This window comes from Belnapia mucosa (assembly GCF_016775475.1).
GTDB classification, from domain to species: Bacteria; Pseudomonadota; Alphaproteobacteria; order Acetobacterales; family Acetobacteraceae; genus Belnapia; species Belnapia mucosa.
This window is the reverse complement of the sequence record NZ_JAEUXJ010000009.1, coordinates 91,906-116,159: the sequence shown is the minus strand read 5'-3', so window position 1 is coordinate 116,159 and position 24,254 is coordinate 91,906. Positions and strand designations below refer to the sequence as shown.

Annotated in this window: 28 protein-coding genes; 20 read left to right on the top strand and 8 right to left on the bottom strand. The window is 70.6% G+C overall.

The window, feature by feature from the left end; all coding sequences use genetic code 11:
• The first annotated feature begins 8 nt into the window (after nucleotides 1-8).
• Genes JMJ55_RS19755 through JMJ55_RS19740 form a run of 4 tightly spaced genes read left to right on the top strand, consistent with a single transcriptional unit; the run spans nucleotide 9 to nucleotide 3,080 of the window.
• Nucleotides 9-1,436, top strand: coding sequence for a LutB/LldF family L-lactate oxidation iron-sulfur protein (locus JMJ55_RS19755; RefSeq protein ID WP_202827318.1), 1,428 nt, complete (start codon nucleotides 9-11; stop codon nucleotides 1,434-1,436).
• A complete protein-coding gene (locus JMJ55_RS19750; RefSeq protein ID WP_202827317.1) occupies nucleotides 1,433-2,197 on the top strand; it encodes a LutC/YkgG family protein in 765 nt (254 codons plus the stop codon). The genes JMJ55_RS19755 and JMJ55_RS19750 overlap by 4 nt, the downstream gene beginning before the upstream one ends.
• The gene (locus JMJ55_RS19745) at nucleotides 2,197-2,730 is read left to right on the top strand and encodes a Smr/MutS family protein (RefSeq protein ID WP_202827316.1); all 534 of its coding nucleotides are present in this window, start codon (nucleotides 2,197-2,199) and stop codon (nucleotides 2,728-2,730) included. The genes JMJ55_RS19750 and JMJ55_RS19745 overlap by 1 nt, the downstream gene beginning before the upstream one ends.
• The gene (locus tag JMJ55_RS19740; RefSeq protein ID WP_202827315.1) at nucleotides 2,727-3,080 is read left to right on the top strand and encodes a helix-turn-helix domain-containing protein; all 354 of its coding nucleotides are present in this window, start codon (nucleotides 2,727-2,729) and stop codon (nucleotides 3,078-3,080) included. The genes JMJ55_RS19745 and JMJ55_RS19740 overlap by 4 nt, the downstream gene beginning before the upstream one ends.
• On the opposite strand, the gene JMJ55_RS19735 is transcribed toward JMJ55_RS19740, so the two are convergent.
• The 3 genes from JMJ55_RS19735 to JMJ55_RS19725 all read right to left on the bottom strand — a co-directional run bounded on the left by JMJ55_RS19735 (nucleotide 3,077) and on the right by JMJ55_RS19725 (nucleotide 5,216).
• Nucleotides 3,077-3,613, bottom strand: coding sequence for a hypothetical protein (locus JMJ55_RS19735; protein ID WP_202827314.1), 537 nt, complete (start codon nucleotides 3,611-3,613; stop codon nucleotides 3,077-3,079). The two genes, JMJ55_RS19740 and JMJ55_RS19735, sit on opposite strands and share 4 nt — an antisense overlap.
• A 101-nt stretch (nucleotides 3,614-3,714) precedes the next feature.
• On the bottom strand, nucleotides 3,715-4,326 hold the full coding sequence (locus tag JMJ55_RS19730; protein WP_202827313.1) for a Maf family protein: 612 nt from the start codon (nucleotides 4,324-4,326) through the stop codon (nucleotides 3,715-3,717).
• Nucleotides 4,323-5,216: a pyruvate, water dikinase regulatory protein gene (locus JMJ55_RS19725; protein ID WP_202827312.1), complete on the bottom strand. Its 894-nt coding sequence runs from the start codon at nucleotides 5,214-5,216 to the stop codon at nucleotides 4,323-4,325. The genes JMJ55_RS19730 and JMJ55_RS19725 overlap by 4 nt, the downstream gene beginning before the upstream one ends.
• A gap of 313 nt (nucleotides 5,217-5,529) precedes the next feature.
• Between JMJ55_RS19725 and hemE the strand changes: the two genes are divergently transcribed.
• The 9 genes from hemE to JMJ55_RS31675 all read left to right on the top strand — a co-directional run bounded on the left by hemE (nucleotide 5,530) and on the right by JMJ55_RS31675 (nucleotide 13,665).
• Nucleotides 5,530-6,588, top strand: a complete 1,059-nt coding sequence (hemE, locus tag JMJ55_RS19720; RefSeq protein WP_202827311.1) for a uroporphyrinogen decarboxylase — start codon at nucleotides 5,530-5,532, stop codon at nucleotides 6,586-6,588.
• A gap of 68 nt (nucleotides 6,589-6,656) precedes the next feature.
• Complete coding sequence (gene hemH, locus JMJ55_RS19715; protein WP_236033857.1) at nucleotides 6,657-7,733, top strand: ferrochelatase; 1,077 nt, start codon at nucleotides 6,657-6,659, stop codon at nucleotides 7,731-7,733.
• Entirely contained in the window at nucleotides 7,733-8,383 is a 651-nt protein-coding gene (locus JMJ55_RS19710; protein WP_202827310.1) for an HAD family hydrolase, read from the top strand. The genes hemH and JMJ55_RS19710 overlap by 1 nt, the downstream gene beginning before the upstream one ends.
• An 18-nt stretch (nucleotides 8,384-8,401) precedes the next feature.
• Nucleotides 8,402-8,983 (top strand): MORN repeat-containing protein, encoded by a 582-nt coding sequence (locus tag JMJ55_RS19705; RefSeq protein ID WP_202827309.1) that lies wholly within the window; start codon nucleotides 8,402-8,404, stop codon nucleotides 8,981-8,983.
• Nucleotide 8,984: 1 nt separating this feature from the next.
• Nucleotides 8,985-9,437 (top strand): protoporphyrinogen oxidase HemJ, encoded by a 453-nt coding sequence (gene hemJ / locus JMJ55_RS19700; protein WP_202827308.1) that lies wholly within the window; start codon nucleotides 8,985-8,987, stop codon nucleotides 9,435-9,437.
• 283 nt (nucleotides 9,438-9,720) lie between these two features.
• The gene (gene rho / locus JMJ55_RS19695) at nucleotides 9,721-10,995 is read left to right on the top strand and encodes a transcription termination factor Rho (protein WP_202827307.1); all 1,275 of its coding nucleotides are present in this window, start codon (nucleotides 9,721-9,723) and stop codon (nucleotides 10,993-10,995) included.
• A gap of 120 nt (nucleotides 10,996-11,115) precedes the next feature.
• On the top strand, nucleotides 11,116-11,685 hold the full coding sequence (locus JMJ55_RS19690) for an HD domain-containing protein (protein WP_202827306.1): 570 nt from the start codon (nucleotides 11,116-11,118) through the stop codon (nucleotides 11,683-11,685).
• 247 nt (nucleotides 11,686-11,932) lie between these two features.
• Nucleotides 11,933-12,904 (top strand): Bug family tripartite tricarboxylate transporter substrate binding protein, encoded by a 972-nt coding sequence (locus JMJ55_RS19685; RefSeq protein ID WP_202827305.1) that lies wholly within the window; start codon nucleotides 11,933-11,935, stop codon nucleotides 12,902-12,904.
• A complete protein-coding gene (locus JMJ55_RS31675; protein WP_202827304.1) occupies nucleotides 12,904-13,665 on the top strand; it encodes a GNAT family N-acetyltransferase in 762 nt (253 codons plus the stop codon). The genes JMJ55_RS19685 and JMJ55_RS31675 overlap by 1 nt, the downstream gene beginning before the upstream one ends.
• A 57-nt stretch (nucleotides 13,666-13,722) precedes the next feature.
• Here the strand turns inward: JMJ55_RS31675 and JMJ55_RS19675 are convergent, their stop codons facing one another.
• The 3 genes from JMJ55_RS19675 to JMJ55_RS19665 are packed head-to-tail and all read right to left on the bottom strand — an operon-like array spanning nucleotide 13,723 to nucleotide 16,194.
• Nucleotides 13,723-14,631: a LysR family transcriptional regulator gene (locus tag JMJ55_RS19675; protein WP_202827303.1), complete on the bottom strand. Its 909-nt coding sequence runs from the start codon at nucleotides 14,629-14,631 to the stop codon at nucleotides 13,723-13,725.
• A gap of 58 nt (nucleotides 14,632-14,689) precedes the next feature.
• Nucleotides 14,690-15,658, bottom strand: a complete 969-nt coding sequence (locus tag JMJ55_RS19670; RefSeq protein ID WP_202827302.1) for a quinone oxidoreductase family protein — start codon at nucleotides 15,656-15,658, stop codon at nucleotides 14,690-14,692.
• The gene (locus JMJ55_RS19665) at nucleotides 15,655-16,194 is read right to left on the bottom strand and encodes a methylated-DNA--[protein]-cysteine S-methyltransferase (RefSeq protein WP_202827301.1); all 540 of its coding nucleotides are present in this window, start codon (nucleotides 16,192-16,194) and stop codon (nucleotides 15,655-15,657) included. Before JMJ55_RS19665 ends, JMJ55_RS19670 begins: the two co-directional genes overlap by 4 nt.
• Nucleotides 16,195-16,308: 114 nt before the next feature.
• Between JMJ55_RS19665 and JMJ55_RS19660 the strand changes: the two genes are divergently transcribed.
• Genes JMJ55_RS19660 through JMJ55_RS19630 form a run of 7 tightly spaced genes read left to right on the top strand, consistent with a single transcriptional unit; the run spans nucleotide 16,309 to nucleotide 22,724 of the window.
• Nucleotides 16,309-16,665: a (2Fe-2S) ferredoxin domain-containing protein gene (locus JMJ55_RS19660; protein WP_202827300.1), complete on the top strand. Its 357-nt coding sequence runs from the start codon at nucleotides 16,309-16,311 to the stop codon at nucleotides 16,663-16,665.
• Nucleotides 16,666-16,671: 6 nt separating this feature from the next.
• The gene (gene mnmE / locus JMJ55_RS19655; protein ID WP_202827299.1) at nucleotides 16,672-17,979 is read left to right on the top strand and encodes a tRNA uridine-5-carboxymethylaminomethyl(34) synthesis GTPase MnmE; all 1,308 of its coding nucleotides are present in this window, start codon (nucleotides 16,672-16,674) and stop codon (nucleotides 17,977-17,979) included.
• 2 nt (nucleotides 17,980-17,981) lie between these two features.
• Complete coding sequence (locus tag JMJ55_RS19650) at nucleotides 17,982-18,611, top strand: hypothetical protein (protein WP_202827298.1); 630 nt, start codon at nucleotides 17,982-17,984, stop codon at nucleotides 18,609-18,611.
• A 7-nt stretch (nucleotides 18,612-18,618) separates the two neighbouring features.
• Nucleotides 18,619-20,490, top strand: a complete 1,872-nt coding sequence (gene mnmG / locus JMJ55_RS19645; protein ID WP_202827297.1) for a tRNA uridine-5-carboxymethylaminomethyl(34) synthesis enzyme MnmG — start codon at nucleotides 18,619-18,621, stop codon at nucleotides 20,488-20,490.
• An 8-nt stretch (nucleotides 20,491-20,498) separates the two neighbouring features.
• Complete coding sequence (gene rsmG / locus JMJ55_RS19640) at nucleotides 20,499-21,098, top strand: 16S rRNA (guanine(527)-N(7))-methyltransferase RsmG (RefSeq protein ID WP_328702704.1); 600 nt, start codon at nucleotides 20,499-20,501, stop codon at nucleotides 21,096-21,098.
• On the top strand, nucleotides 21,079-21,882 hold the full coding sequence (locus JMJ55_RS19635; RefSeq protein WP_202827427.1) for a ParA family protein: 804 nt from the start codon (nucleotides 21,079-21,081) through the stop codon (nucleotides 21,880-21,882). The genes rsmG and JMJ55_RS19635 overlap by 20 nt, the downstream gene beginning before the upstream one ends.
• Nucleotides 21,879-22,724 carry a ParB/RepB/Spo0J family partition protein gene (locus tag JMJ55_RS19630; RefSeq protein WP_202827296.1) on the top strand — a complete coding sequence of 282 codons (846 nt, stop codon included), beginning with the start codon at nucleotides 21,879-21,881 and terminating at the stop codon, nucleotides 22,722-22,724. Before JMJ55_RS19635 ends, JMJ55_RS19630 begins: the two co-directional genes overlap by 4 nt.
• Here JMJ55_RS19630 and holA read toward each other — a convergent pair whose 3' ends face one another.
• The gene (gene holA / locus JMJ55_RS19625; protein ID WP_202827295.1) at nucleotides 22,725-23,744 is read right to left on the bottom strand and encodes a DNA polymerase III subunit delta; all 1,020 of its coding nucleotides are present in this window, start codon (nucleotides 23,742-23,744) and stop codon (nucleotides 22,725-22,727) included. It lies immediately after the preceding gene.
• Nucleotides 23,744-24,253: an LPS assembly lipoprotein LptE gene (gene lptE / locus JMJ55_RS19620; protein ID WP_202827294.1), complete on the bottom strand. Its 510-nt coding sequence runs from the start codon at nucleotides 24,251-24,253 to the stop codon at nucleotides 23,744-23,746. The genes holA and lptE overlap by 1 nt, the downstream gene beginning before the upstream one ends.
• Between the last annotated feature and the right edge of the window lies 1 nt (nucleotide 24,254).

Below are 24,254 nucleotides of genomic sequence, written 5' to 3'. Positions count from 1 at the left end.
GCCTCCCCGTGGTCGCCATCACCTCGCCTGCCTTCAAGGAGAATGCCGCCCGCGCCCTGGCCGATCCCGGCCTGCAGAAGGCGCTCGGCACTGCCAAGGGCGCCTTCCTCCAGCGCCGCGCCCAGGCCGTCGCCAACCTTCCGGAATTCGAACGGCTGCGGGAGATCGGGCGCGACATCAAGAACCACACCCTCGCCCATCTCGACTTCTACCTGGAGGCCTATGAGGCCAAGGTGAAGGCGGCCGGCGGGCAGGTGCACTGGTGCTCTTCGGCCGATGATGCCCGGGCCGCGGTGCTGGAGATCTGCCGCAAGGCCGGGGCGCGGACCGTCACCAAGGGCAAGTCGATGATCTCCGAGGAACTCGGGATCAATGCGCATCTGGAAGCGCATGGCATCCGCCCGGTGGAGACCGATCTCGGCGAATACATCCTCCAGCTCCGGCAGGAGCATCCGAGCCATATCATCGCCCCCGCCTTCCACCTGAACCGGGAGGATTGGGAGGCGGATTTCCGCCGGCTGCACACCGACCTGCCGGCCGACCGCGTCTTCGCCGAACGGCGCGACATCCTGGCCGAGGCGCGGACCAAGCTGCGGGAGAAATTCCTCCAGGCCGATGTCGGCATCACGGGCGCCAATTTCCTGATCGCCGAGACCGGCAGCAGCGTCATCGTCACGAATGAGGGCAATGGCGACCTGACCCAGACCCTGCCGCGGGTCCATATCGCGCTCGCCAGCATCGAGAAGGTCGTCCCCACGCTCGAGGACTGCACCAGCCTGCTGCGGCTGCTGGCGCGTTCGGCCACCGGCCAGGATTTCTCGGTCTACACCACCTTCTCCACCGGCGCCCGCCGCCCCGCCGACCTCGACGGGCCGGAGGAATATCATGTCGTCCTGATCGACAATGGCCGGTCCAACATGATCGGCACCGAGTTCCAGGAGATGCTGCGCTGCATCCGCTGCGCCGCCTGCATGAACCACTGCCCGGTCTATGGCGCGGTCGGCGGGCATGCCTATGGCTGGGTCTATCCCGGCCCGATGGGCTCGGTCCTGACGCCTTCCCTGGTCGGGATCGAGAAGACCGGGCTCCTCCCCAATGCCTCCACCTTCTGCGGCCGCTGCGAGAGCGTCTGCCCGGTGAAGATCCCGCTGCCGAAGATGATGCGCCACTGGCGCGAGCGGGAGTTCGAGCGGCATCTGACGCCGGCGGCGCAGCGGACCAATCTCGGTCTCTGGGCCTGGTTCGCGCGGCGGCCCTCGGCCTACCGGCTGGCGACGCGGGCGGCGATGGCGGCGCTCGGCCTGATCGGGCGTGGCAAGGGGGCCTTCCGCAGCCTGCCGCTGGCCGAGGGCTGGACGCGCGGGCGCGATCTGCCGGCACCGGAGCCGGGCGGCACCTTCATGGCGCGCTATGCGCGGGGGCAGCGCGGCCGATGACCAAGGACGCGATCCTCGGCGCGATCCGCCGCGGGCTGCGGCGCGGGGAGCTGCCGGCCGACCAGCAGGCGATGCTCGGCGGGCGGCTGGCGACGCATCCGCGCCACCTGATTCCGGCCCGGTCCCGCCTGCCACGGCCAGAGCAGGTCGCGCTCTTCATCCGCAATGTCGAGAAGGAATTCGGCACGGTGGAACGCGTGCCGGCGCCGGAGGCGGTGCCGGCGGCGCTGGCCGACTATCTCTCGGCGCAGAACCTGCCGGCGCGCGTCGTCATGGCGCCGCATCCCGAGCTTTCCGCCATCCCCTGGGCGGAGCGGCCGCTGCTCGGCTTCGAGCAGCGCCGGGCCCAGGCGACCGACCAAGTGAGCGTGCAGCACGGCTTCGCCGGCGTGGCGGAGACCGGGACCCTGGTCCTGCCCTCGGCGCCCGAGCGGCCGACCACGCTGAACCTGCTGGTCGAGACCGAGGTGGTGGTGCTGCGCGCCAGCCGCATCGCCGGCGCCTATGAGGAGGTCTGGGACCGGCTGCGCGGCGAGAGCCGGGATGCCGTCTCGGGTGGCTTCATGCCGCGCAACATCATGTTCGTCACCGGCCCCTCCCGCAGCGCCGATATCGAGCAGACGCTGGAGCTCGGCGCGCATGGGCCGCGGCGGCTGCATGTGATCCTGATCGATGACGACCCGGCGGCGCTGCCGATGGCCGATGTGGAGGCGCCGCCGCCGGTCGCGGTGCCTGGGGGGCCGGCCGCGCCGGGCGACTGATGCTGCGCCGACGCATCCTGAGCGAGGCGGATCGGCGGCTCTGGCAGGTCTATACCAACCTGGCGCAGGTGGCGCCGATGCCGGGCAAGGCGCTGCCGCCCCTGCCCCAGCCTTCCTCCCCTGGCGCCGCGCCCCCGGCGCCGGCCACCAGCCCGGCACCGCCACGGCCCGCCCCGGCGCGGGCCACGCCGGAATTGCAGGTCGGCGCCCCGCCGCCCGGGATCGATGCCCGGCGCTGGCGGGCGCTGCGCCGCGGCAAGACCCGGCCGGAACGGGTGCTCGACCTGCATGGCAGGCGGGCGCAGGAGGCGCATGCGGATGTCCGCCGCTTCCTGGTCCAGGCCCAGGCGGATGGGCTGCGCTGCGTCGCCATCGTCACCGGCAAAGGCTCCTCCACCGAGGGCGGCGTGCTGCGGCGGGAGCTGCCCTTCTGGCTGAACGCGGCGGAGCTGCGGCCGCTGGTGCTCGGCGCGGCGCATCCGCATGCCAGCAATCCGGGCGCCGTCCACCTGCTGCTGCGGCGGCGGGGGTGACTCCCTTCGGCCTCCGCCTGCGGGCCCTGCGGGAGGCGCATGGGGTCAGCCAGGCGGCGCTCGCGGCGGCGCTGCATGTCTCGCCGGCCTATCTCTCGGCGCTGGAGCATGGGCATCGCGGCCGGCCCTCGCCGGGGCTGATCCATCAGGTGAACGAGTATTTCGGCCTGATCTGGGACGATGCCGAGGAGATGGCGCGGCTCGCCCGCATCTCCCACCCCAGGGTGGTGGTGGATACCTCCGGGCTGAGCCCGGAGGCGACGGCGCTGGCCAACCGGCTGGCGCAGGAGATCGGACGGCTGCGGCCGGAGGCGATCGCGGCGCTGATGCGGGTGCTGGACGGAGGCTAGCCGAACCGGCGCCGCGGCCCCTCGGGCAGGCGGGCAAGGTGGGTCACCCGCCGGCGGCCATGGGTCTTCGCCGTCAGCACCGCGGCGGTGTGGCGGTTGTCATGCAGCGTCGCCAGGCCGAAGCCCTGGTTGTTCAGCAGCAGGAAATGGTCGGTGATCCGCGTCAGGTACCACCCCGCCGGCAGCCCGTCGCGCACCAGGCCGAGCAGGCTGGGCCGGCGCTCCGGCACCTCCACCGGCGCATGCGCCACGCCGAGCTGCTCGAGCGCCGCGAGGATGTCCCGCCAATAGGCCGTCACCACCGGGCCGCTGCCGGGATACCAGCTGGGCGCGATGCCGCGGAGCATGGTGCTGGCCGCCAGATAGGGCAGGCCGGAAGCGAGGGCGAGGGTCGCCGGCCCGCACCAGGGCACCAGCCCGGCATTCTCGGCCTGCAATTCCTCATGGCTGCGAAGCCCGGCCGGACGGTCGATGGTGGCGGTGCCGGCCAAGGGTCCGGCGGCATGGAGGCGCCCGTCCTGACGATCCTGCATCGCATGGTCCCGGAGCAGCCAGGGGCGGGATATCCCCCGGTGCTCACAGGATCGTGTTTCTTCACTTTGCCGTCAATATACGATTTGTCGGGAACCCTTGGCTAAGTGGCCAGCACTCCATGCTGGCGCAGGAAGCCAAGCAGCGGCAGCAGCGGCAGGCCGAGAATGGCGCTGTGCTCGCCCTCCACCCGGTCGAAGAGCTGCACCCCCGGCCCTTCCAGCCGATAGGCACCGACCGAGCCGAGCACCGCCTCGCCCTCAAGGGCGAGATAGGCGTCGAGGAAGGGTTCGGAGAATTCCCGCATGACGAGGCGCGGCCGGGCCAGGTGCTGCCAGATGCGGGCGCCGTTCCGCCAGCAGACCAGGGCGGTCATCAGCTCATGCGGCCGGCCGCGCAGGGTGAGGAGCTGGCGCCGGGCCGCGGCGAGATCCGGCGGCTTGTCGAACCAGGCACCGTCGCAGACCAGCATCTGGTCGGCACCGATCACCAGCGCCTCCCGGTGGCGGCGGGCGATGCGCTGGGCCTTGGCGTCAGCCAGGAGCATGGCGGCCTCGCCGGCGGGCAAGCCCTCGGCGCGGGCGCTCTCCTTGATCGCGGCCTCGTCCACCGCCGCGGCCTCGGCGGTGAAGGCGAGGCCCGCCGCGGCCAGCACCGCCCGTCGCGCGGCGGAGGCGGTGGCGAGGATCAGCGGCGGGTCCGGGCGCTGGATCATGCCGCATCCCCCCCGAGCACCTCGGCCGCCGGATCGGCCGGCACCTGGTCGGCCGCGGTGCCGCGCCGTGCGTGCCAGGCCTCCATCAGCTGGAGGACGGTTGCCGCCGTCTCCTCGATGCTGCGCCGGGTGACGTCGATCACCGGCCAGCCATGCTGGTTGCAGAGCCGGCGGGCGGCCAGGATCTCGGCCTTCACGCTGTCATGGTCGATATAGTCATTGGTGTCCTGGCGGACGCCATCGGCGCCGATCAGCCGCAGCCGGTGGCGGCGGATCTCGATCAGCGCATTGGTCTCGATGGTCAGGCCGACCACGGGGCAGGGGGCATCGGCGAGTTCGGGCGGCAGGGCGGCATTGGGGACGATGGGGACATTCGCCGCCTTGATGCCGCGATTGGCCAGGTAGAAGCAGGTCGGCGTCTTGCTGCTGCGGGACACGCCGACGAGGCAGACATCGGCCTCCGCGATGCCGGCCGTGCCCTGGCCGTCGTCATGCGCCAGCACGTAGTGCATGGCGTCGATCCGGCGGAAATAATCCGCATCCATCACATGCTGGGCCGCCCGCTTCTCCTTCGCCCGTGCCCCGAGCTGGCCCTGGAGCAGGTCCACCACCTGGTCGAGCACCGAGAGGCAGGGCACGCCGAGGCGCATGCAGGCCTCCTCCAGCGCCAGGCGGAGGCTGCGATCCACCAGGGTGAACAGGACCGGCCCCGGCTCATGGTTCAGCCCCTCCAGCACCCGGTCGAGCTGGAGTCGGGAGCGGATGAGGCTCCAGCGGTGATGCACTACATGGTGGTTCTCGAAGCGCGCCAGCGTCGCCCGGGCGATGGAATTCAGCGTCTCGCCGGTGCTGTCGGAGACCAGGTGCAGGTTGACGGATCGGTGGGGCATTCCGGGAGAATAGCGTGCCGCGCTGGGGATGGATGTGGAAAACACCAGCCCCGGCCGGACCCGCGGTGAGTCGGGGGGGCAAGTAGGGGCTCCTCCGGGACTCTGGACCGACTCCGCGACTGAGTCGGGCGAGTCCGGGACGACTCGGGATTCACGCCACGGAGTCAGGGGCCTTGCCGACTCAGGCGATGGTGGACAGTTCTGTGGATGGAATCCGGAGCGATTGCATCCACAGCATTCACAGGCCCTATCGCTACACCATCCTTTCAAGACTCCTGTTTTCTTGCGAGGGATAGGCCATGGAGAGAGACGCATGACCGGCCCGAGCGAGATCCCGACTCAGAAACCCCTGCTGCGCGTCCTGGCCGGGGAGACGGTCTGGCCGCCGCCGATGTGGCTGATGCGCCAGGCCGGTCGCTACCTGCCAGAATACCGGGAGGTGCGGGCCCAGGCCGGCGACTTCATCGCCCTCTGCACCGCGCCGGACCTGGCGGCCGAGGTCACCATCCAGCCGATCCGCCGCTATGGCATGGACGGCGCCATCCTCTTCTCCGACATCCTGATGGTGCCCTGGGCGATGGGGCAGAGCCTCCGCTTCGCCGAGGGCGAGGGGCCGATGCTGGAACCGCTGCGGGACGCCGCGGCGATCGCCCGGCTGGATCCGGGGCAATGCGTCGTCCGGGCCGCCCCCATCTTCGAGACGGTGCGGCTGGTCCGCGCCGAGCTCGAGGCGCATGCGCCCCGCACGACGCTGATCGGCTTCGCCGGCAGCCCCTTCACCGTTGCCTGCTACATGGTCGAGGGCCATGGCAGCCGGGACTTCGCCGCGGCGCGGGGCATGGCCTATGCCGATCCGGCCCTGTTCGGCCGGCTGATCCGCACCCTGGTCGAGGCCAGCACGGAGTATCTCTGCGCCCAGGCCGAGGCGGGGGCGGAGGTGCTGATGCTGTTCGACAGCTGGGCCGGGCTGCTGCCGCCTAGCCAATTCCGCCGCTGGGTGATCGAGCCGACCGCGGCGCTGGTCCGGGCCGTCCGCAAGCGGCTGCCCTCGATCCCGATCATCGGCTTCCCCCGCCTCGCCGGGGTGATGCTGGCGGAATATGCGCAGCGGACCGGGGTGCAGTGCCTCGGCATCGATACCTCGATGGATCTCCGCCTGGCCGCCGCGGCGGTGCCGCCGGGGATCGCGCTCCAGGGCAATCTGGACCCGCTCTCCCTCATCGCGGGCGGGATGGCGCTGGAGGCGGAGGCGCGCTCCATCCTCGCCGCCATGCGGGGGCGGCCCTTCATCTTCAATCTCGGCCATGGGATCGAGAAGGTGACGCCGCCCGAGCATGTCGCGGCCCTGGTGCGGCTGGTCCGGACCGGCTAACCCCCTGCTTGACCCGCTGCGAAGCGGCCAAATCTGCCGACCGGATGCGGTCGGTGCGGGGAGTTGCGATGCAGCGGGTGGCGGTGGTGCTGTTCAACCTCGGCGGGCCGGATGCGCCCGAGAGCGTGCGGCCCTTCCTGGAAAATCTCTTCACCGATCCCGCCATCCTGCGGGTGCCGGGCTTCGTGCGGCCCTGGCTCGGCCGCTTCATTGCCCGCCGGCGGACCCGGGCAGCGACCGAGAATTACGCCATCCTCGGCGGCCGATCCCCGCTGCTGGAACTGACCGAGGCGCAGGCGAGCGCGTTGGAGGCGCAGCTGAATACCGGGGGCGGGGCGGAATACCGCTGCTTCGTCGCCATGCGCTACTGGCACCCGATGAGCGATGCGGTCGCCCGCGCGGTGCGCGACTGGGCGCCGGACCGGGTGCTGCTGCTGCCGCTCTATCCGCAATACTCCACCACCACCACGGGCAGCAGCGTCGCGGCCTGGGAGGAGGCGGCGGCCCGTGCCGGGCTCTCGGTCCCGACCACGACGCTCTGCTGCTACCATTCCGACCCGGCCTTCGCCGCCGCGACCGCGGCGACGGTGCGCGCCGCCTATGATGGCGCCCGAGCGGACCTGCCGCCCGAGGTACCGCTGCGCATCCTGTTTTCCGCCCATGGCCTGCCCGAGACCATCGTGAAGCGCGGCGACCCCTATCAGTGGCAGGTGGAGCAGACCGTGGCCTCGGTGGTCGAGGCGCTGGGCATCGAGGGCCTCGACCACAGCATCTGCTACCAGTCGCGCGTCACCCCGCAGAAATGGATCGGCCCCAGCACCGAGGCGGAGCTGGAGCGGGCCGCGCATGACAAGGTCGCGGTGCTGGTCTGCCCCATCGCCTTCGTCTCCGAGCACTCCGAGACGCTGGTCGAGCTCGATGTGGAATACCGCGAGGAGGCGGAGCGGCTGGGCGTGCCCGGCTATGTCCGGGTGCCGGCGCAGAACAGCGATCCGGGCTTCATCGGGGCCCTGCACGACCTGGTGCGGCGGACCGAGGCGGCGGGCCGGCCGCTCTGCAGCTATGCCGGCGGCCGGCAATGCCCGAAGCCCTTCGGGGATTGCCCGCATGCCAGGGCCACGGCCCGTATCCGGGAAGTCGCCTGATGCGCCCGGCCGCGGTGCTGTTCGATTGCGACGGGGTGCTGGCCGATAGCGAGGGGCTGGTGAACCGGCTGGTCGCCGAGGCGCTGACCGCCCGCGGCTGGCGGATGACCGGCGAGGAGGCGCGGGAGATCTTCCTCGGCATGGCCCTGCCCGCGATGCTGCCGGTGATCGAGGCGCGTTGCGGTCCATTGCCGGCGGATTGGGGCGCGGCGCTGTCGCGCCACATCACCCAGGCGTTGACGGCGGAGGTGGAGCCGGTGCCGGGCGCCGTCGCGGCGGTGCGGGCGGTGGCGGCGGCCGGGCTGCCGATGGCCGTCTGTTCGAATTCGACCCGGGGCGAGCTGCGGGCCAAGCTCCAGCGCCTCGACCTCGCCCGGTATTTCGGCCAGCATGTCTATACCTTTGAGGATGTGGCGCGGCCGAAGCCGGCCCCCGACATGTATCAGGCGGCGGCCGAGGCCTGCGGCGTGGCGCCGGCGGATTGCGTCGTGGTGGAGGACAGCCTGCTCGGCGCCCGGGCGGGGATCGCCGCCGGCTGCCGGGTGTTGGGCCTGGCACGGGAGACGGATGCGGCCGTGCTGGCCGCGGTGGGGGCCCGGCCCTTCGCCGGCATGGCGGAGCTGCCGGGCCTGCTCGGGATCGGGGAGTAGGCCATGAAGGGACGCGCCATGAGGGGACGCCCATGGATCGCCGCCGCGGCGGCGCTGCTGCTGGCCGCGGCGGGCGAGCCGCCCGAGGCGGAGCGGATGGTGCCCGGCGGCCGAGCCGGCTGGGTGACGGATCCGAAGAGCGGCTGCTGGCTCTGGGCCGGCGGGATCGAGCCGGGCGCAACCGACGTGGTGGCCGACTGGAACGGGCGCTGCCCCGAGGGCCCGGCCGAGGGTCCGGGCCGTGCCATCGTCACCTGGCAGAGCCGCGGCGAGACCCGGCGCATGGACTATCAGGGCGACATCGTCCGTGGGAAGAATGAGGGCCGCGGCAAGCTGACCATCACCGAAGGCAGCCGGGTGGTGAGCGAGGAGGAAGGCCTGTTCCAGGATGACCGGCTGGTGGAGGGGCGGATGGCCCTGCCGCGGGCCGGCCTGGAATTCGAGGGCAAGCTGCGCGCCGGCCATCCCCAGGGGCCGGGGCGGCTGAGCGTCCAGGGCCGCGTCTTCCAGGGCGATTGGGTGAATGGCTGCCTGCAGCAGGGGAATGGCTGGGTCGCCTTCACCCGGCCGGTCGAAAGTTGCGCCGGGCGCGATACCTGAGATGGCGATCGAGGCGCTGGCGCCGCTCTATCCCTGGACCAAGGCGCTGCACCTGATCGCGGTCATCGCCTGGATGGCCGGCATTTTCTACCTGCCGCGGCTGTTCGTGTACCACAGCGCTGTGGCACCGGGCGGGGCGCAATCCACCCTGTTCCAGACGATGGAGCGGCGGCTGCTGCGCGGCATCATGAACCCGGCGATGATCGCCACCTGGATCCTCGGCCTGACCCTGGTGCTGACGCCGGGCGTGGTGGACTGGCGGGCCGGCTGGTGGCACCTGAAGCTGCTCTCGGTGCTCGGCATGACCGGCTTCCACATGCATCTGGCAGGCGCCCGGCGCGCCTTCGCCGCCGAGGCGCGACCGCATTCCGAGCGCTACTGGCGCTTCATGAATGAGGTCCCGACCCTGTTGATGGTGGTGATTGTCGTGATGGTGATCGTGAAGCCCTTCTAGACCGCTTGACCTGGTGCTGCCGCCGCGCCATCTCCATGGTTGACGGCCAGCGTTCCGGTCCCTAGGGTCGGCCCGCTTCCTCGGGGCATCCGGTGCGTCCTGCATCCGGCGGCCTCACTCCCTCCTCTCCTTCCTTCGGGACAACGCCGGCCATTGGCCCCGGCCCCGCCATGGGTCCGTGTTCGTGGCACAGGCGGAAGGGCCGGTTGCATCCTGCGGCACCGCCGCGCAACCCGGCCTCTCAGGGACCGTCCCGTCCCCTCGCATCCGGACGCACCGCGCCATGCATCTTTCCGAACTCAAGGCCAAGAGCCCCGCCGAGCTTCTCTCCTTCGCCGAGGAGCTGCAGGTCGAGAACGCCTCCTCCCTGCGCAAGCAGGACATGATGTTCGCCATCCTCAAGCAGCTCGCCGAGAACGACCAGGCGATCTTCGGGGAAGGCACGCTCGAGATCCTGCCGGACGGCTTCGGCTTCCTCCGCAGCCCGCAGGCCAATTTCCTCCCCGGGCCGGACGACATCTACATCTCCCCCGCCCAGGTGCGCCGCTTCGGCCTTCGCACCGGCGATACGGTGGAAGGCCAGATCCGCGCGCCGAAGGATGGCGAGCGCTACTTCGCGCTCCTCAAGGTCAACGCCATCAATTTCGAGCCGCCGGAGGCGCTGCGCCACCGGATCAACTTCGACAACCTGACGCCGCTCTATCCGAACCGCCGGCTCAAGATGGAGAATCCGGAGGCGGAGGCGGTCGGCAAGGGTCCCACCAAGGACTATACCCACCGCGTCATCGACCTCATCGCGCCGATCGGCATGGGCCAGCGCGCGCTGATCGTGGCGCCGCCGCGCACCGGCAAGACGGTGATGCTGCAGAACATCGCCAAGAGCATCACCGCCAACCACCCCGAGGTCTTCCTGATGGTGCTGCTCATCGACGAGCGGCCCGAGGAAGTCACCGACATGGCCCGCACCGTGCGCGGCGAGGTCGTGGCCTCCACCTTCGACGAGCCGGCGACGCGCCATGTCCAGGTGACGGAGATGGTGCTGGAGAAGGCGAAGCGCCTGGTCGAGCACAAGCGCGACGTGGTGATCCTGCTGGATTCCATCACCCGCCTCGGCCGTGCCTACAACTCCGTTGTCCCCTCCTCCGGCAAGGTGCTGACCGGCGGCGTGGATGCCAATGCGCTGCAGCGGCCGAAGCGCTTCTTCGGCGCCGCCCGCAACATCGAGGAAGGCGGGTCGCTCACCATCATCGCCACCGCGCTGATCGATACCGGCAGCCGGATGGACGAGGTGATCTTCGAGGAGTTCAAGGGCACGGGTAACTCGGAGCTCGTGCTCGACCGCAAGCTCTCCGACAAGCGCACCTTCCCGGCGATCGACATCACCAAGTCCGGCACCCGCAAGGAGGAGCTGCTGGTGGATCGCGCGACGCTGGCGAAGATGTGGGTCCTGCGCCGCATCCTGAACCCGATGGGCACCCAGGATTCGATGGAGTTCCTGCTGGACAAGCTGAAATACAGCAAGACCAACCAGGACTTCTTCGATGCGATGAACACCTGACGGTGTTCCCCGCATCAAGTCATTCTGCCACGCGCCTGTTCGGCGCGACGCGATGAACACCTGATGCAGCAAAGGGGGGCGAAAGCCCCCCTTCGCGTATCCGTCATCCAGAGAGACAGAATGACCCGCGAGGTCGAACCGCTCGCCACCATCCTCCGCGCCGCCAGCTTCGCCGCCCGCGTCCATGCCGCCCATCGCCGCAAGGGCGCCGCGGCCGAGCCCTATGTGAACCATGTGCTGGAGGTGGCGGAGATCCTCGCCGCCGCCGGCGCCCCGCCCACCGCCATCATCGCCGGCCTGCTGCACGACACGGTCGAGGACAGCGATGCCGACCCGGTCCCGACCACCCTCACCGATCTCGAAGCTGCCTTCGGCGCCGAGGTCGCGGGGATCGTGGCTGAGGTCTCGGACGACAAATCGCTGCCGAAGGAGGTCCGCAAGGGGATGCAGGTGCGGCATGCCGCCCGCGCCTCGGATGCGGCGAAGCAGGTGAAGCTGGCCGACAAGATCGCCAATCTGCGGACCATGCTCTCCAGCCCGCCGGCCGGCTGGGACCATGGGCGGCGGCTGGAATATGTCGGCTGGGCGGCGCGGGTAGCGGCGGGGGCGAAGGGGATCAATCCCGGCCTCGACGCGCTGTTCGATGCGACCTACCGCGAGGCGGTCCTGCATCTGGCGGCGGAAGCCTGACGAAGCTTGGGGAAACCCGGGACGCCGGCCGGCTGTGGGGGGATGGCCCGAGAGCGCGAAAAGGGGGGGGTCGCGGTCCCGGGATGCTCGGCCGGCGTCCCTGAAATCGGATATCGCATATCGCTTTACGGGATGGCAGTCGCGAGACGCTGAACCGGCGATAGGGGAAGTAACAAGGGCGTGTCACCAGCAAGAGAACCGTGCTGGTGGCAGGATGCACACAACCAGCAAGGACAGAGGTGCGGGAATGGCGGGACGGAGCATGGCGACGGGACGGCGGGTGTTGGTGGCGGGGCTGCTGACAGCGCCCTGGGTGGCGCGGGCGCAATCGGGCTTTCCCAACCGGCCCATCACCCTGATCGTCCCCTTCCCGCCTGGCGGCACCACCGACGTGACCCTGCGCGCCCTGGCCGAGGGCGCATCCCGCCGCCTGCCGCAGCAGGTGGTGGTGGACAACAAGCCGGGTGCGGCGAACACCCTCGGCGCCTCCATGGTCGCGCGGGCGCGGCCGGATGGCTATCTGCTGACGCAGCTCCCGGCCTCGGCGATCCGCGTCCAGCTCCTGCAGAAGCTGCCCTATGACACGCTGCGGGACTTCACCCCGGTGATGAGCGTGACGGGCTACAGCTATGTCGTCATCGCCAAGACGGGGCGCTTCCCGAATGGCTGGGCCGATGTCCTGGCCGAGGCGCGGCGGCGGCCGGGCCAGCTCTCCTTCGGCTCCACCGGCGTCAACGGCACGCCGCATGTCACGATGGCGGAGCTGGCGCAGCGGGAGGGGGTGGAGATGGTCCATGTGCCCTTCCGCGGCGATGCGGACGGCTCCCAGGCGCTGCTCGGCGGGCATATCGATGTCATGGCGGGCGGCTCCGGCCTCGGCGCCCTGGTCGATGGCGGGCAGGCGCAGTTCCTCCATGTCTGGACGGCGGAGCGGCTGCGCCGCTGGCCGCAGGCCCCGACGCTGAAGGAGCTGGGCTACGACATGGTGGTGACGACACCCTTCGGCCTGGTGGCGCCGGCCGGGCTGGACCCAGCCGTCACCCGCATCCTGCACGACGCCTTCGCCGCCGCGCAGCAGACCGAGGAATTCCGCGCCGTGCTCGATCGCTTCGACATGCCCGACGAATACCGCGACAGCGCCGCCTATGGAGCGATGCTGCGCGAGACGGTGGCGCGGGAGGAGGCGCTGATCCGCCGGCTGAACCTGACGGCCGGCTGATGCCCGCCCGGGATGTCGCGGCGCTGGAGCGCGCCTGCCTGACCGCCCTGCCGGCGCCGCGTCAGGCCTTCGACGGGCCCTTCGTGGTCAAGGCCTTCCTCGGCGGCACCGGCCGCGGCAATGCCGTGAGCTCGCTCGACCCGTCGGAAGACCCTGGCCTGCCGGCCCGCATCGCGCGGATCGAGGCGCTCTATACCCGGCTCGGCCTGCCGACGCGCTTCCGGCTGACGCCGCTCGACCCGCCGGGGCTGGAGGCGCTGCTGGCGGCACGGGACTATGCCGAGGGGGAGGAGAGCCTGGTTCTCAGCGGCGCCGTCCCGCCGGTGGAGGACCCGGCAGTGGAGGTGCTGGCGGGGCCGGAGCCGGACTGGATGGCGGTGGTGGCGACGGCCGAATACCAGGGCGCGGCGCGGCGGGCCGAGAAGCTGCGCATGCCGGAACTGCTGGCCGCCACCGGCGGTTGGCTGCTGCTGCGGGAGGATGGGGTGGCCGCCGCCTGCCTCTTCGCCGTGGTAGACGGGCCCTATTGCGGCTTCTTCGACCTGGCGGTGCGACCGGAATTCCGCCGCCGAGGCCTCGCTGAACGGCTGGTCCGTGCCACCGCGGCCTGGGCGGCGGGGCAGGGCGCCAGCATTCTCTGGGCGCAGGTGGCCTCGACCAATGCGGCGTCGCTCGCCCTGCAGGCGCGGGTCGGGCTGCGGGAGGCCTATCGCTACCGCTACCGGATCAGGCCGCCCAAAGCGTTTTCAAGTCCGGCGTGAACGCCGGACGACTCGGAAAACACGGCAAAACAAAAGGCTGGACCGGCTTCAGCCGGTCTAGCGCGCCTTGAGGCGCGGCTCGGACGCGGCCTTTTCGACCAGCACATCGAGCACGGCGCGAACCCGGCGCGGCAGGCTATGGGTGCCGGGCCAGGCGGCATGGACATCGCGCGGCTCCGTCCGCCAGCCGGGCAGGACCGGGACCAGCCGACCGGCGGCAAGGTCCTCGCCGACGCTCCAGGGCGCCAGCAGCGCGATGCCAAGGCCGAGCCGGGCGGCCTGGCTGGTGGTGTCGATATTGTCGCCGCTGAAACGCCCATGCGTCTCGACCGAGACGGTACGGCCATCCGGCCCGTCCAGGATCAGCGTGCCGTCGAGCCGTCCGACGGTCAGGCGGCAGAAATCATGCTGCGCCAGCTCCTCCGGCGTCTCCGGCGTGCCAGCCCGTTCCAGATAGGTGGGCGAGGCGAAGAGGGCGAAGTCGATCCGGCCGAGCTTGCGGACGATCAGGCTCTGCTCCCGGATCGGGCCGAAGCGGACGGCGAGGTCGATGCCTTCCTCGATCAGGTCAACCTGCTTCGAGGCGAGCCGGGCATCGAGCGTGACGTCCGGATGGGCGAGGAGGAAGTCCTTCAGCCAGGGCAGGAGGACCGCGTCGAAAAAGGCGGCGACGCAGGCGATGCGGACCGGGCCCGACAGGGCGGCCTGGGCGCCGCGCAGGCTGGCCTCCGCCTCCTCCAGCTCATCGAGGATGCGGACCGTCTCGGCATGGAAGGCTTGGCCGGCCTCGGTCGGGGTCAGGCCGCGCGGCGAGCGGAGCAGCAGCGGCACGCCGAGCCGGTGTTCCAGCTCGGCCACGATGCGGGAGACGCTGGGCTGGCTCATCGCCAGGTCACGGGCGGCGCGGGTGATGTTCCCGGTCTCCACCACGCGCCGGAAGACCGTGAGCTGCTGCAGCCTGTCCATGGGCCGGAAATTTTCCTGCCGGAAAACCTCCGGCTCCTTGCCTGGAGGTTGAGTTGTATTAGGGGATGAAGACGGTGCTGCCGGTAGTTTTCCGGGCTTCCAGCGCGCGATGGCCTTCCGCTGCATCCTTCAGCGGATAGGTCTGGTTCACCGCGATCTTCACCGCGCCCGAGCCCACCACCTCGAACAGGTCCTTCGCCGTGGCGACCAGGTCGTCGCGCTTAGCGGTATAGGTGTTGAGGGTGGGGCGGGTGACGTAGAGCGAGCCCTTGGCGGCCAGCACGCCGAGATCGGTGGTGACGGGGCCGGAGGCATTGCCGTAGCTGATCATTAGGCCGAAGGGGCGGAGGCAGTCGAGCGAGGTGGTGAAGGTGTCCTTGCCGACGCTGTCATAGACCACGGGCAGCATGGCGCCGTTGGTGATCTCCCGCACCCGGGCGGGGATGTTCTCGCTGGTCAGCAGGGCGTAGTCGGCGCCGAGCCCCTTGATGAGATCGGCCTTCTCCTGCGTCGAGACCACGCCGATGACGGTGGCGCCGAGATGCTTCGCCCATTGCACCAGGATGCTGCCGACGCCGCCCGCCGCAGCATGCACCAGGATGGTGTCGCTCCGCTTCACGGCATAGGTGCGCTTGACCAGGAACTGCGCGGTCATGCCCTGCAGCATCATCGCCGCGGCCTGGGTGAACTCGATCCCCTCGGGGATCTTCACCAGCCGATCGGCCGGGGCGCAGCGGGCCTCGGCATAGGCGCCGAGGGCGCCGGCATAGGCGACGCGGTCGCCGACCTTCAGATCGGTGACGCCATCGCCCACCGCCTCGACCAGGCCCGCGCCTTCCATGCCGATCGTGACCGGCATGCTGGGGGCCTTGTAGAGGCCGGTGCGGAAATAGACGTCGATATAGTTCAGCCCGACCGCCTTGTGCCGGACCAGCACCTCGCCCGGCTTCGGGTCCGGCTGCGGTACCTCCTCCCAGATCAGCTTCTCGGGACCGCCGTGCTCATGGACGCGGATGGCGTGGTTCATCGGGGGGTTCCTTGCCGGGCCGCCGGGGCGATGGATTCGGCGGGGAAGAGGGAAAGCGTTGCGGCTTCCTGACGCGAAACTCCACGCGCTTCAAGGGCCAGCAGGAAGCGCTTGGTGGCGAGGCCACCATCCCCGGAATAGCCGCCGATGCCACCGCCCGCCGCCACCACGCGGTGGCAGGGCACGAGGATGGGGATGGGGTTGGCGCCATTCGCCTGGCCTATGGCGCGGGGCGAGCGGCAGCCGATTTCCCGCGCAATGTCGATATAGGACCGGGTCTCCCCCGGCGGGATGCGGCAGAGCGCGGCCCAGACGCTGCGCCGGAAGGCGCTGCCCTCTGGCGCCAGGGACAGGTCGAAATGCCGGCGCTTGCCGTCGAAATAGTCGTGAAGTTGCTCCGCCGCCTCACGCAGCAGGGGCGTCGGCGCGGCCGCATCGCCGCCATGGGCGCGCCCCCAGTCGAGGGCGACGATGGCGTCATCCGCCTCGAAGACGGTGAGTTCGCCGAGCGGGGAGTGCAGGGTCAGGTAGGGCATGGCGACGGAGGATGGCACACCGCGCCCCGGATTCCGTCAAGCATTCGCGGGAGCGGACCCTGGCCCCGGGGGGGCCGCGCCGCTACATGACATGCACCCTTCCGGAGCCCCGCCGTGGCCGAATTCCGTGATCCGCCGCCCTATTTCCAGGCCCATGTCTTCGTCTGCTGCAACCGCCGGCCCGATGGGCATCCGCGCGGGTCCTGCGCCGCCCGCGGCAGCGAGAAGCTGCGGGACTATATGAAGGTACGGGCGAAGGAGCTTGGGCTGAAGGGGGTGCGGATCAACCAGGCTGGCTGCCTCGACCGCTGCGAGTTCGGCCCGACGCTGGTGATCTACCCCGAGGGTATCTGGTACCAACCGGAGACGCCGGCGGATGTGGACGAGATCCTGACTGCGCATCTGGCCGAAGGTGGACGGGTGCCGCGGCTGATGCTGACGGAGAAGGACGTGCCGCCACCCAAGCGGTGAAATTGCATGAACGGTGATACGATCTTCGCCCTGGCCTCCGGCGCCGGCCGGGCCGCAGTGGCGGTGATGCGGATCTCGGGCCCGGCGACGCGCGGCCTTCTGGAGGCTCTGGCGGAGCGGGTGCCGGAGCCGCGCCGGGCCTCGCTGCGGCGCCTGCGGCATCCTGGAACTGGTGAGGCGCTGGATCAGGCGCTGCTACTCTGGTTCCCGGGTCCGGCCAGCTACACCGGCGAGGACAGCGCCGAATTCCATCTGCATGGCGGGCCGGCGGTGGTGGCCGGCGTGGCGGAGGCGCTGGTGGCAGCCGGGGCGCGGCCCGCCGAGCCGGGCGAGTTCACCCGCCGGGCCTTCCTGCATGGCAAGCTCGACCTGACCGCGGCCGAGGGCATCGCCGACCTGATCGAGGCCGAGACCGCGGCGCAGCGGCGGCAGGCGCTGAGGCAGGCGGGAGGGGCGCTGGCGCGGCTCTATGGTAGCTGGGCGGCGCGGCTGACGGCGCTGCTGGCTCGGCAGGAGGCCTTCATCGAATTCGAGGATGAGGACCTGCCGGCCGGGTTGGATGACGAGGTTGCCGCGGCGGCGGCCGTGCTGCGGGCGGAGATCCTGGCGCATCTGGCCGATGGCGGCCGGGGCGAGCGGCTGCGGGAGGGGTTGCTGGTGGCGATCCTCGGCGCGCCGAATGCCGGCAAATCCTCGCTGCTGAATGCGCTGGTGGGGCGGGAGGCGGCGATCGTCTCCGCCCGCGCCGGTACGACGCGGGATGTGGTGGAGGCGCGGCTGGACCTGGCCGGGATTCCGGTGACGCTCGCGGATACCGCTGGGCTGCGCGAGGCGCTGGATGAGATCGAGGCGGAGGGCGTGCGCCGTGCCCGGCTTCGGGCCGGGGAGGCGGATCTGCGCCTGCTGGTCTTCGCCGCTGACGAGCCGCCGGATGCCGACACCCTGGCCCTGATGGGGCCTGGGGCGCTGGTGGTGGTGAATAAGGTCGATCTGCCGGTGGCGGCCGGGATGCCGGAGGGCCTGCACGTCTCGGCGCGGAGCGGGGCGGGGCTGGATGCCCTGCATTTGCGGCTGGAGGCCGAGGCGGTGTCCCGCGCCAGCACCATGGGCGAAGCGACCCTGACCCGGCCACGGCACCGGGCGGCGCTCCAGGATGCCGTCTCCTGGCTCGGGGAGCTGGAGGTGGCGCCGGTGCCGGAGCTGCGGGCCGAGGCCTTGCGGGCGGCTTTGCGGGCCATCGGGCGCATCACCGGCCATATCGGCGTTGAGGCCGTGCTGGATCTGGTCTTCGGCGAATTCTGCATCGGGAAATAGGCATGGACAGGGATTGGCAAGCCGAAGCGCGGCGGGCCGCAGCGGCACGGCAGCGCTTCCAGGACATGGCGGTGCGGTCCGTCCCGATGCCGAAGATGGTGGAGCAGGCGAAGCGCCTGGGCCTTCATGTCGATCGGGAGCTGGCGCAGCTGGATGAGGGGGAGTTGGCCTATGCCTTCGACCTCGCCATCTACACCGCGCCGCCAGGGCGCAGCCGGGCCATCGACCGCATCGCGCGACAGCATGCACGGCTGCGGGGCGAGGCGGTGCTGGTGCTGAACGCCCTGACCCGGTCCTGGCTCTCGGTCTTCCGCGTGCTCGGGCCGCATCCGGATGCGGGGCTGGTCCTTGAGGATGCATTGCTCGGTGGCGAGGTCTGGGTCCTGGACGAGGTCCTGGCCGAGCATGAGGCACCAGGAACGATACTTGGGGCGCGGCTCGGCCGGGTGCTGGGCTATGCGATCACCTCCGGCGTGGCCGTGGCACTGGATGAGATGACGCTGGCGGGGCTCAAGGGCACCATCACCCGGGGCGAGGTGGAGGCGGAGGCGGTCCTGGCCGATCCGCGCTTTGCCCAGACGCTGTGGCAGCGGGCAATGGGTTTCAGCCTGGCCGGCGGATCGATGCTATAGGGCGGGCATGTACGACGCGCATTACGATGTGGTGGTGATCGGCGGCGGCCATGCCGGCTGCGAGGCGGCAGCGGCAGCAGCGCGCTGTGGCGCCCAGACGCTGCTGCTGACGCATAGGCTGGAAACCCTCGGCGAGATGTCCTGCAACCCCGCCATCGGCGGGATCGGCAAGGGACATCTGGCGCGGGAGATCGATGCGCTCGACGGCATCATGGCCCGTGCGGCCGATGCGGCCGGCATCCATTTCAAGCTGCTCAACCGCAGCAAGGGGCCGGCCGTGCGCGGGCCGCGGGCACAGGCTGATCGGCGGCTGTATCGCCAAGCGGTGCAAACGCTGCTTCGGGCGCAGGACGGGCTGAGCCTGGAGGCGGATGCGGCGGAGGATCTGCTGCTGGATGCCGCCGGCTGGGTGGCCGGGGTGGTGACGGCAGGCGGGAGGCGGATCGGCGCCGGAGCGGTGGTGATCACCACTGGCACCTTCCTGCAGGGCGAGATCCACATTGGCGAAACGCGGCTGCCGGCGGGGCGGATGGGCGAGGCGCCGTCGATCGGCCTGGCGCAGACCCTGGCGCGGCTGAATCTGCCGTTCGGCCGCTTGAAAACGGGCACGCCGCCGCGGCTGGATGGCCGGACCATCGATTGGGCAGGGCTGGAGGCGCAGCCGGGGGATGATCCGCCGGAGCCGCTGTCCTGGATGACGGAGCGGATCGAGAACCGGCAGGTCGCCTGTGCCATCACCATGACGACGCCGGCGACGCATGCGCTGATCCGCGCCAATCTCGGCCGCAGCGCAGTCTATGGTGGGCGGATCAGCGGCACGGGGCCGCGCTACTGTCCCTCGATCGAGGACAAGGTGGTTCGCTTCGCCGAGCGGGAGCGGCACCAGATCTTCCTCGAGCCCGAGGGGCTGGACGACGACACCGTCTACCCGAACGGCATCTCGACCAGCCTGCCGGAGGAGGTCCAGGCGGCGATGATCGCCTCCATGCCTGGGCTGGAACGCGCGCGTATCCTGCGGCCGGGCTATGCCATCGAATACGATTTCATCGACCCGCGGGCGCTTCGGCCGAGCCTGGAGGTGCGGTCCGTCCCGGGCTTGTTCCTGGCCGGGCAGATCAACGGCACGACCGGGTATGAGGAAGCGGCGGCGCAGGGCCTGATGGCGGGGCTGAATGCTGCTCGCACGGCCGGCGGGGGCGAGGCGGATCGTGTGCTCACGCGAGCGGAAGCCTATACCGGCGTACTCATTGATGACCTAGTCCTGCAAGGCGTGACTGAGCCCTATCGGATGCTGACGGCGCGGTCGGAATACCGGCTGGCGCTGCGGGCGGACAATGCGGCGCTGCGGCTGACGGATCGGGGCCTCGCCTGGGGGTGCGTCGGGACCGGCCGGGCTGCTGCCCATGCTGTTTTCAAGGATGCAGTAGCGTCGGCGCTGGATCAGGCACGGCAGGATGGGCGGAGCCCTGCCCAATACGCGGCAGCCGGCATCGCCGTGAATCAGGATGGGCGGCGACGTTCCGTGCTTGAGGTGCTGGCCTTGCCGGCAGCACGGCCGGAAGCGCTGGACCGGGTCTTTCCCTGGCTAGCCGAGTTGCCGGCGCGAGTGCGGGCGGAGCTGGAAGCGCAGGCGCTCTACGCACCCTATCTCGAACGGCAGGATGCGGAGCGTCGCTTGCTGGAGCGCGAGGAAAGGCTGGCCATTCCCTCGGTGCTCGACTTCAGCGATGTCGCTGGTCTTTCTGCGGAGATGCGGCAGCGCCTCTCGGTGGCGCGGCCTGCGACGCTTGGTAGCGCCGGGCGTGTGGCAGGGGTCACGCCCGCGGCTCTGGCGGCGCTGGCGACCCATCTGCGTCGTGCCGAGATGCGTTCCACGTGAAACACCTGGTGCCGATCCCGGAGGTTCCACGTGAAACAGAGGCCAAGCTACGTGACTACCTCGCGCTGCTAATACGCTGGAATCAGCGAATCAACCTCGTCGCCAAAGCCGAGCCGGAACTGCTCTGGCAACGCCACATCCTGGATTCGGCCCAACTGGCACCGTTGCTGCCGAAGGGGGAGCCGATTGTCGATCTCGGCTCCGGTGCCGGCTTTCCTGGCTTGGTCCTGGCCGTGCTGACGGGGCGGGAGGTCCATCTCATCGAATCGGATCAGCGGAAATGCGCCTTCCTCCGCGAAGCAGCGCGGCTGCTTGGCCTCGACCGGGTTACCATCCACGCCTTGCGGATCGAGGCAGCGCCCTCGCTCGGCGCCGCCATCGTGACGGCGCGTGCCCTCGCACCCTTGGCTGATCTTCTGCCCCACGCGCATCGCCTGTTGCGTCCGGGCGGCATTGCGCTGTTTCCGAAGGGTCGAACCGCCGAGCAAGAATTGACGGCAGCCTCCCCGCACTGGACAATGCAGATCGAGCGCTTCACCAGCAGCACCGATCCCCATTCCACCATCTTCCGGCTGAGCGAGATTCATCCTGTCAGCGCCCAAGCCTGACCGCGCCAAGCCGCGCGTCATCGCCTTTGCCAACCAGAAGGGTGGCGTCGGCAAGACCACGACCGCCATCAACCTGGCCACTGCCATCGCTGCCGAAAGCCGGGTCCTGCTGTTCGACCTGGACCCGCAGGGCAATGCCTCCACCGGCCTCGGGGTGGAGCGCACGGCCCGCGGCGCCGGCACCTATGCGCTGATGGTCGAGGATCGGCCGCTCGCCGATGTCCTCCGCCCGACACCCGTGCCGAACCTCACCCTGGTCCCCGCCGATGGTGACCTAGCCGGGGCGGAGGTCGAGCTGGTCGGGCTCGATGACCGGGAGAAGCGGCTGCGCCATATCCTGGCCGGCGAGGGCATGCCGCCTTGCGACTATGTCTTCCTCGACTGTCCGCCTTCGCTCGGCCTGCTCACCCTGAACGCGCTCGCCGCGGCGGATGGCGTGCTGGTCCCGCTCCAGACCGAGTTCTTTGCGCTGGAAGGCGTCAGCCAGATCACCAAGACCATCGAGCGTGTGCGCCGCTTCATCAATCCCGGCCTTGCCTTGGAAGGCATCGTGCTGACCATGTACGACCGCCGCAACAACCTTTCGGAACTGGTGGCGCAGGATGTGCGGGGCTTCTTCAAGGATAAGGTGTTCGAGACCGTGATCCCGCGGAATATCCGCCTCAGCGAAGCGCCCTCCCATGGTCTGCCGGTTAGCCTCTATGACCCGCGCTCGCCAGGGGCCGTTGCCTATGCGGCGCTCGCCGCCGAATTCCGTCAGCGCGAAAAGGCTCGCCGGTCATGAAGGCACCGCGTCTCGGCCGCGGCCTCTCGGCCCTGCTCGGCGATGCACCGGCCGAGGGTCCGGCCTCCGGCGAAGCCCTCCGCACCCTACCGATCGAGGCGCTGGAGCCCGGCCCCTTCCAGCCGCGTGGTCCGATGGACCATAGCGCCCTGCAGGAACTGGCCGACAGCATCCGCGAACATGGCGTGCTCCAGCCGATCCTCGTGCGGGAGAAGCCCAATCATGCCGGCACCTTCCAGATCATCGGCGGTGAGCGCCGATGGCGGGCGGCGCAACTCATCCCCCTGCATGAGGTGCCGGTCGTCATCCGCGACCTCGGGGACCGCGAAGCCATGGCCGCCGGCTTGGTCGAGAACCTCCAGCGCCAGGATCTGAACGCGCTGGAGGAGGCGGAGGGCTATCGCCGCCTGCTCGACGAATTCGGCCTGACCCAGGACAAGCTCGGCCAGGCTGTCGGCAAGAGCCGCAGCCATGTCGCCAATACCCTTCGCCTGCTCGGCCTGCCGGATCGGGTGAGGGAGCTGCTGCGGGATGGCGCGCTCACGGCCGGCCATGCCCGGGCCCTGCTGACGGCGCCGGACCCGATCGGCCTCGCCCTGCAGATCGTGGATCGCGGCCTGAATGTGCGCCAGGCGGAGGCCATGGCCGCCGCCAAGCCGCGGGATCCAGCCGGCCGTCCGGCCCGGACGGAGCCGGAGGTGATGGCGCTCGAACGTCAGCTCTCGGAACGGCTGGGGCTGCGGGTCGCCATCCGCAATGGCGGCCGCGGCGGCCAGATCACCATCAGCTACCGCGATCTCGACCAACTCGATGGGGTGATCCGGCTGCTCCAGGGCAGCTGATCAGCGCCGGGCCGCCGCCTGCCGGGCGAGGCCCGAAACCGCGTTGCGCGCCACGATATCGGCTGGGATGCCGGTGGTCTTCGTCCGCCGCTCGGCCTCCAGCAGCGCCGTCCCAGCCGCCTCCAGCGCCTCGGCGCGCCATAGGCGCAGCGCACGTTCGAAGGTCGGCTTGTGGCGGAAGAAGACCGGTGGACGCAGAGCCTCGACCGCGGCTGAGGGCGCTGCGCCGCCGGCCACGGCCAGGGCAGCCAGATGCAGCCGCTGGACATGCCGCAGCGCCGCCCGGACCACCTGGACGGCATGGGCGCCCTCGGCGAAGGCGGTTGCCAACGCCGCATCTGCCGCGCCGACCTCGCCGGCCAGCGCCGCCATCAGGGCTTCCTCCAGGTCGAGCGCCGATCCCTCGGCCACGCAGGCGAGCGCTGCCTCCGGTGTCACCCGGCCGCCGGCGCCGACGAAGAGAGCCAGCTTCTCCAACTCCCGACGCAGCAGCATCCGGTCCTCGCCCAGCCGCTGCGCCAACCATTCCACCGCGGCCGGCTCCGCCGTCACGCCGAGTTCCTGCAGGATGCGGCCGATGGAGTTGGCCAGCTCCGCGCCACGCTCGCGGTAGCAGGCGATCACTGCTCCCTGGGGCGAGCCCTCCACCGCCTTGAACAGGGCGGAGGCCGTCCGCAGCTCGGGCGCCTCCATCACCACCACCCCAGGCCCAGGCCCCGCCAGGGCCGCCTTCGCGGCTGCCAGGGGCGCCGCACCGTCGCCGATATCGCGCACCCGCACCAGGCAGCGCCCGCCCGTCAGCGGTGAGCTCGCGGCCTCGGCCGCCAGGGTTCCGGCATTGCGCAAGGCATCCCGGCCGAGTTCCACCAGCCGCAGCGCATCGCCGGCGGCGACGCTGCGGACCAGCGCTTCCGCCCGTTCGCGGATCAGGCCGGGGTCATCGCCATGCAGCAGAACCAGGCGGCACTCGCCGGGATCGGCCAGGAAGGCGCCGATCCGTCGTGGCTCGAGCTTGGCCATCAGCCGGTGGCCCGGCTCTCCCGCCGCCGCCGCAGCGCCATCGCCACCTGCCGGCTGACCTCCTCCGACAGCTGCTCCATCAGCCGGTCCAGCGCCGCGTCGCGGGCGGAATCGGCGGAGAAGAATTGCAGGTCGGGGACGTTGAAAGAGTCGAGGGCACGGTAAGGGATGGCCGAGGCTGCAATGCGCTCCGGCGGGGTCGAGAGCGTCGCCAGATTCCAGCTGCCGTTGAGGGTGTAGCGCACCCGTGTGGGTGTGCCGTCGCGCCGGTAGCCAAGCACCTCGGCACCCAGATTGACCCCGACATCCAGAAGGTAGCGGGCCGGCGTCCCGGGCAGGCTGTCCTCCAGCTTCCGTTGCAGGCTGCGGCGCAGCAGCTGGCCCGTCCGGTCATAGGTCGGCCCGACCCGTACCGCAGCCAGCTCGGTCCGGACATCCTCGTCCCGACCATCCGCGGTGTCGATCGGCCCGTAGAGCGGCCGGAAGCCGCAACCCGCGAGGCCCAGCAAC